The sequence below is a fragment of the Kitasatospora sp. NPDC002965 genome (genome assembly GCF_040611255.1).
Lineage (GTDB): Bacteria > Actinomycetota > Actinomycetes > Streptomycetales > Streptomycetaceae > Kitasatospora.
On sequence record NZ_JBEXNT010000007.1, the window covers coordinates 137,210 to 143,898 of the forward strand.

Genomic DNA, 6,689 nt, shown 5'->3' on the forward strand with positions numbered 1-6,689 from the left:
CCTCGGAGCCCTTGAGGCCGAACTCCTCGGCGGACCACCAGGCGAACTTCACCTTGTTCTTCACCGGAGGCCGCCGCCGACACCGCCACCGACACCGCCACCGGCCCGGACACCGGCGCGGCCCACGGCACCGACACCGCCGATGCCGCCGACGCCGAAGGCCGCCCCCACCGCCCCGGCCGGGCGGCCCGGGCCGCCGTGCCCGGCACCGTGCTGGCGCTGGGCAGCGTCAGCCTGGTCACCGACGTGTCCTCCGAGATGGTCAGCGCCGTCCTCCCGCTCTACCTCCTCACCGGGCTCGGCCTCTCCCCGCTCGGCTTCGGCCTGCTGGACGGCATCCAGAACGGCTTCAGCGCGCTCGTCCGCCTGGCCGGCGGCCACCTCGCCGACCGGCGCGGCCGGGACGGCGCACCCCGGCACAAGGCGGTCGCCGCGCTCGGGTACGGGCTGTCGGCGCTCTGCAAGCCGCTCCTGCTGCTCGTCCACACCGTGCCGCTGATCGGCGCCGTGCTCGCCGTCGACCGCACCGGAAAGGGCCTGCGCACCGCGCCGCGCGACGCGATGATCTCGCTGGCCACCGAACCGGCCCACCGCGGAAGGGCGTTCGGCGTCCACCGGGCGATGGACACGGCCGGTGCGCTGCTCGGACCGCTCACCGCCTTCCTGGTGCTCCGGACGGCCGGCGGTCCGCTGCTCGCCGACGGCGGCCGGCAGCAGGGCTACCAGGCGGTGTTCGCGGTCAGCGCCTGCGTCGCGGTGCTGGGCGTGCTGATCCTGCTGCTCTTCGTGCCGCACCGCCCCGGCGCCGCCGGGCCGCCGCCCGGCCCGTCGTCAGGGCCGTCCGGGCCGCCGTCCGGCTCCCCGGGACTCCGGGACGGCCTCGCGCTGCTCCGCAGGCCCGGCCTGCGGCGGCTCACCCTCTGCGCGGTGCTCCTCGGCCTCACCACGGTCAGCGACTCCTTCCTCTACCTGCTCGTGCAGCGCCGCCTCGGCCTGGCCACGGAGTACTTCCCGCTGCTCCCGCTCGGGACCGCCGCCGCGTTCCTCCTCCTCGCCGTCCCGCTCGGCGCGCTCGCGGACCGGATCGGCCGCCGCCGGCTCTTCCTGGCGGGTCACGGCGTCCTGCTGCTCGCGTACGGGCTGCTGCTCTCGCCGCTGGGCGGGCTGCCGGCGGTGGTCTGCGTGCTGGTGCTGCACGGCGCGTTCTACGCCTCGACGGACGGCGTGCTCGCCGCCGCCGCGGCCGACGCCGTCCCGCCCGAGCAGCGCGGTGCGGGGCTCGCCCTGGTCGGTACCGGCCAGGCGCTCGCCCGTTTCGCCTGCTCGCTGGCGTTCGGCGCGCTCTGGGGCGTGGTCGGCGGCACCGCCGCGCTGGCCTGGTCGGCGGGTGCGCTGGCCTGCTGCTCGGCAGGTGCGGCCTTCGTCCTCCGCGAACCGCCGAGCGGCCCCGCCGGTCCGGCCCCGCTCCCCGGCCCCACCCCGGTCCCCGGCCCCACCCCGACCCCCGCTCCCGCCGCCACCGACCCCGAGGTGCCCTCGTGACCACCACCCCGCTCCGGAACCGCACCAGGGTGCTGATCCTGCTGGCCGCCGTCGTCCTCCTCGGCGCGGTCGGCACCGGCGCCGTCCGCTACGCCGCCGACCGCTCCGCCGAGCGCGACCGGGCCCGGCCCGACGGCCCGGTCGTCACCCGCGGCGACGTCTCCCTCCGGACGCCCGCCTCCCGGCAGCTCGCCTTCCGCAACATGGCCTGGGGCCCCCACCGCGACGAGATCGCCACCGTCCCCGCCGACCGCCCGGACGGCCCGCGCACCGCCTCCGGCGTCCAGTGCCTGCGCTTCCACGCCGCCGCCGGCACCGGCATCTGCCTCCAGGCGGAGCGCGGGGCACTCCAGGACACCTACCGGGCCGTCGTCCTCGACGACCACCTCCGGGAGCTGCGCTCGTTCCCCGCCGCCGGGATCCCGACCCGCTCCCGGGTGTCGCCGTCCGGCCACCTCGTCGCCTGGACGGTCTTCGTCAGCGGCGACTCCTACGCGGGCACCGACTTCTCCACCCGCACGGCGATCGTCGACGTCCGCGACGGGAACCTCCGGGACAACCTGGAGACCTTCGACGTGATCAAGGACGGCAAGCCGTACCGCGCCGCCGACGTCAACGTCTGGGGCGTGACCTTCGCCGACGACACGGCCTTCTACGCGACAGTCGCCACCGGCGGCCGGACCTACCTGGTCCGCGGCGACCTCGGCGCCCGCACCCTCACCACCCTCCACCAGAACGTCGAGTGCCCCTCGCTCTCCCCGGACGGCACCCGGATCGCCTACAAGAAGCGCGTCCCGGGCGTGTCCGAGGACGCCCCCTGGCGGCTCTACGTCCTCGACCTCGCCACCATGACCGAGACCGCCACCGCCGAGCAGCGCAGCATCGACGACCAGGCCGTCTGGGCCGACGACGGGAACCTCCTCTACGCCCTCCCCGGAGACTTCGGCGCCGATCTGTGGACCGCCCCCGCCGACGGCACGGGCGCCGCCCGGCGTCTGCTCGACGCGGCGGTGGCCCCGGCATATCTGGGCTGATCAGGCTGGTTGGTCCGACTCGGAACTTCGAGCGTAGGGTCCACGTCGAGCAATACGAGTGGCGACGCGACGCCGCGACGCCACGCCGACGGACCGGGGGAGCAGGAAAAGTGAGCCAACGAGGGCCCGACCGCGGGCTGTCGCCGGAGCAGCGCATGTCCAGCGACTCGTGGCCGGCGCTGCACGGCCGCCCCGTGCTGCGCCGGACGATCGCGATGGGCCTCGTCCTGTTCGTCGCGGTGATGGCGGCCCTCGCCGTCCGCGGCGTCAACGCCCTCACCCTCGGTCGCGGTGTCGTCGAGACCGACCGGGACCGCGCCGAGCTGCTCGCCGGCCTGCACCCCTCGCAGCACCCCGGTGCCGGGCGCTACTACGTGCCCGTCGGCGCGGTGTACACGCACACGCCGGACGGCGTCCCCGTCGCGTACCTGCACTACCGGCTCGGCGGGGGGCGCGAGGTCGGCGTCGGCGACTTCCTGCGCACCTACGACCTGCCCGCCCCCGGGCCGACGACCGCGCTGCCCCCGGACCTCACGGAGGCGCTGGGCGGCGACGAGCCGGACCTCGCCGCCGAACTCTTCGAGCCGTTCGTGACGGTGCCCGCCGATCCGTCCGCGGACCCGTCCGCCGGGTCGTCCGCCGGGTCGTCCGCCCCGGTGTCCGCCGGGACGACCCCCACCCCGGCACCGGTCCACACCTCCGACGGCACCGGGCCGGTTCCCACGGGTGTGCCCACCGAGACGCCCGCATCCGAGGTCACCGTCGAGGCCGGCCTCGCCGCCGGCCCGGAGGAGGAACCGGACGGCTTCGCCCCGGCCTTCCCGGCCGACGTGCCCGACCCGGCCCAGGCGGCGCCGTCCCCCTCGACCGAACCGTCCCCGACGTCCGAGCCGTCCCCGACCCCGGCTCCCGAGCAGTCGCCGACCGGCCCGGCCGCGACCGCCACCCCGGCGCGCCCCTCCACGGTCCGCCGGATCTACGTCGCCACCGTGCCGGGCGGGCTCCCGGGGGCCGCCGACATCTACGTCCGCGCCACGACGGGCTGAGCCGGCGGCGCCCGGCCCCCCGCGCCGCCCGGTGCCGCCGCGTTCGGACCCGCCGCGTTCAGTCCGGGATGCGGTCGCCCGTGTCGCCGGGCCCGTCGGGACGGTCGGCGGATCCGCTGACCAGCAGGTCCCCGCCGTGGGCCGCGCGCGGCGTCAGCGTGAACGACACCCGGTGCGTACGGCCGCGCGACACCCCGGCCTCGGTCTCCGCACCGACCGCCCACAGCCTGAAGCCCGCCTTCGCCCTGGCGTCGGCCCTCAGCTCGACCTCGAACTCCATCTCCACGGGGCCGACGGCGAACACCACGTCCTGTCCCGCCCCGCGCGCCGCCGCCTCCAGCAGTTCGTCGCGTACCGCCGCGACCGCGTCCACCAGCGGAATGTCCATCGGGCCCCCTCGTTCCAGCCGTCCGTGCGTCGGATCAACGAGACTGCCGGGGTGGCGAGTTCCCGTACGACGGGCAGGACGCGGGCCGGGGGCGCGGACCTAGCCGACGAGGATCATGACGGCCGCGGCGACCACCGCGAGGATGAAGCCGAGCATCACCGGAGATCCGGTCCCGGAGGCTCCTCGGCGGTCGGACCCGTGCGCCCTGGTCGGTGCTCAGCTCCCACCGGTCGACGACGCGCCGGTAGTCGGCGCCGAACTCGGGGTCGGGGTACATGTCGCTGTGCTGGAGCCCGGGCAGTGAGCGCCGCCGGCCGCCCCTGAGGAACATCCGGGCCACGGTCGACGACCCGTACCGGCTGTCGGTCTCACGGGTGTCGATCCCGCGCCGGACGGTACCGGTCCCTCCCCCGGAAGGTCAGTTCGTTCACACCACGCACACGATGTCGTGGGCCATCGATCGGAACAGTGGGAGTACGTGCGATCCACGCCAACAGGCTTGGTTCGCAGCGCCCTTAAGGCCCGGCGCGGTCCTCGCGCCGGCCCGCGCGCACCGCGCGCACCGCGCGTGCCAGCCGTGTGAGGCCGTAGCCGAGCAGCCAGGGAAGCACGGTGAGGGCGCCGACGTAGACGGTGAGGTAGCCGAGGAGGTCGTCCAGCCGGCCCGGTTCGTTCCAGGTGTCGGTGGGTAGGGCCATGGCGGTCGCCGAGACCGCGACGGGCACCGCCGGGAGCAGCAGCGACCAGAGGCGTGGTGCCCGCCGCCCGGGCCGGCGGGCGCACCACACGCCCGTGGCGGCCATGGCGAAGGGGCCGAGCGGCACCCACAGCACCACCGGGACGAACAGCAGGACCCACCATTCGTCCGAATATCCGAACATCATCGGCGCCCCCGATCTCCGCCCACCCCTGAACCCCACCCGCCCGCCGGGTTCCTGCCCGCCCCGGCGGCTCCGGAACCGGACCGCCGCCGGCTGCCCGCCGCGCGACGACGACGGCTACCCCTCCCGGCGCCCGAACCGTCGCACGGCCGGTTCCAGGAAGTCCGCGTGCGGCCCGCGGAGGTCCCCCAACTCGGCCGGAGCGCCGACGAACACGATCTCGACCAGCTCGCGCTCCGACGCCGCCAGCGTGGCGAACCGCTCGCGCAGCCGTACCTCCGGCAGCGGGGGAGCGAGGAACACCGTCCCGACGCTCCCGTACTGCCCGCGCGTGATCGCCCGGAGCACCAGCTCCCCGGGCGCCACGACGACACCGGTCTCCTCGGCCAACTCCCGGGCGGCGTTTCGCCGCAGCGCGGCCGTGTCGAGCGGCTCGCCCGGGCCCGGCGGCTCGACGGACCCGCCGGGCGGTTGCCACTTCCCGGGGGCGGCCGTGGACGCGGACATCCGGCCCAGCAGGAGCCTGCCGTCGTCCGTGGGCTGGAGGAGGACGACCGACAGCGAGGCCGGCCGGACCGCGCCGGGCACCCACCGGAGCGCGTAGTGCCGGTACGTCACCCGCGACCAGGAGAGGACGGGTTCGCCGGGGGCGTCCCAGCGGACGCCCTCGCAGGCCACCACCGGACCGTCGAACAGCGTCGGGTTCCGCCGGACGGCCTCGTCCCAGGCGCGGTCCCGGGCCTGCTGTTCCGCGGGGGAGAGCCGGGGGGACGGGACTTCGACCAGGCACAGCCGGTGGACGTCCAGGACTTCGGCGGGAGCGGGTGGCAGCGGATCGCCCATCCGGCCATCGTGCCAGGCGCCCCGGGGACGCCGGACCGCACGACACGACATGGCGCGACGACCGACACGACACGGCGCGGGGCGCCCTGGCCGCCCCGGGCCGCTCCCGTTGCCGCGGGAGCGGGCGGGAGCGGGGCCCGCCGCCCTCGGAGGCCGTCCGAGGCACTCTGGTGCCGCCGGATCGGCTCTGACACCATTTCGGCCGAGATGAACGGGCAGTGCGCGAATGGTTCATCTCAGCTGCATCAACGTAGCCGTAGAGCGTCGAGTAGATCCGAGGCCGACCATGAAGACCTTACGCACTCACGTCCCGAATCTGGTGACGGCCGTGCTGCTACTGCTGGGCCTGATGACCGCCGCGACCGCGCAGGCCCAGGCGGCCCCGCAGCGGCTCGCCGGCAGCGCGACCGTGTGCTCCAACTCCCCCATCCCCGCCGGGTGGGTCATCACGAGCTCGCACAGCAGCAGCGGCTGTCCGGGCACCGGCGTCGCGTACACCATCGCCGATACGACCGGGCTGACGAACGCCACGGTGTGCTCCATGTCGCCGATTCCGGCGGGTTGGGTGATCACGAGTTCGTACGGCAGCGGTGGCTGTGTGGGCACCGGTTACGCGTACTCGATCGCCAAGATCACCACGCAGACCTACGCCACGGTGTGCTCCTTCTCGCCGATTCCGGCGGGTTGGGTGATCACGAGTTCGTACAGCAGTGGCGGGTGCGCGGGTACCGGTTACGCGTACTCGATCGCCAATGTCGCCAACCAGACGAACGCGACGGTGTGTTCGATGTCGCCGATTCCGGCGGGTTGGGTGATCACGAGTTCGTACAGCAGTGGCGGGTGCGCGGGTACCGGTTATGCGTACTCGATCGCCAATGTCGCCAACCAGACGAACGCGACGGTGTGTTCGATGTCGCCGATTCCGGCGGGTTGGGTGATCACGAGTTCGTACAGC

At 74.9% G+C, this 6,689-nt stretch carries 6 protein-coding genes and 1 pseudogene; 4 read left to right on the forward strand and 3 right to left on the reverse strand.

Translation table 11 applies throughout. The annotated features are described in order from the left end of the window. Nucleotides 1–189 precede the first annotated feature (189 nt). The 3 genes and pseudogenes from ABZY91_RS05475 to ABZY91_RS05485 form a co-directional block, all read left to right on the forward strand. Nucleotides 190–1,542: pseudogene (locus ABZY91_RS05475) on the forward strand (MFS transporter); the annotation flags it as partial. Beyond that, nucleotides 1,539–2,576, forward strand: coding sequence for a TolB-like translocation protein (locus ABZY91_RS05480; protein ID WP_355399899.1), 1,038 nt, complete (start codon nt 1,539–1,541; stop codon nt 2,574–2,576). The pseudogene ABZY91_RS05475 and the gene ABZY91_RS05480, both read left to right, overlap by 4 nt. A gap of 155 nt (nt 2,577–2,731) precedes the next feature. Then, complete coding sequence (locus ABZY91_RS05485) at nt 2,732–3,622, forward strand: hypothetical protein (protein ID WP_355399901.1); 891 nt, start codon at nt 2,732–2,734, stop codon at nt 3,620–3,622. 58 nt (nt 3,623–3,680) lie between these two features. Here the strand turns inward: ABZY91_RS05485 and ABZY91_RS05490 are convergent, their stop codons facing one another. The 3 genes from ABZY91_RS05490 to ABZY91_RS05500 all read right to left on the reverse strand — a co-directional run bounded on the left by ABZY91_RS05490 (nt 3,681) and on the right by ABZY91_RS05500 (nt 5,734). After that, entirely contained in the window at nt 3,681–4,010 is a 330-nt protein-coding gene (locus tag ABZY91_RS05490; protein WP_355399903.1) for a trypco2 family protein, read from the reverse strand. Between the two features lie 515 nt (nt 4,011–4,525). Then, a complete protein-coding gene (locus ABZY91_RS05495) occupies nt 4,526–4,894 on the reverse strand; it encodes a hypothetical protein (RefSeq protein ID WP_355399905.1) in 369 nt (122 codons plus the stop codon). Nucleotides 4,895–5,008: 114 nt separating this feature from the next. After that, nucleotides 5,009–5,734, reverse strand: coding sequence for an NUDIX hydrolase (locus tag ABZY91_RS05500; protein ID WP_355399907.1), 726 nt, complete (start codon nt 5,732–5,734; stop codon nt 5,009–5,011). A 328-nt stretch (nt 5,735–6,062) separates the two neighbouring features. Between ABZY91_RS05500 and ABZY91_RS05505 the strand changes: the two genes are divergently transcribed. Continuing rightward, a partial coding sequence (locus tag ABZY91_RS05505; RefSeq protein WP_355399909.1) for a hypothetical protein occupies nt 6,063–6,689 on the forward strand: 627 nt, incomplete at its 3' end.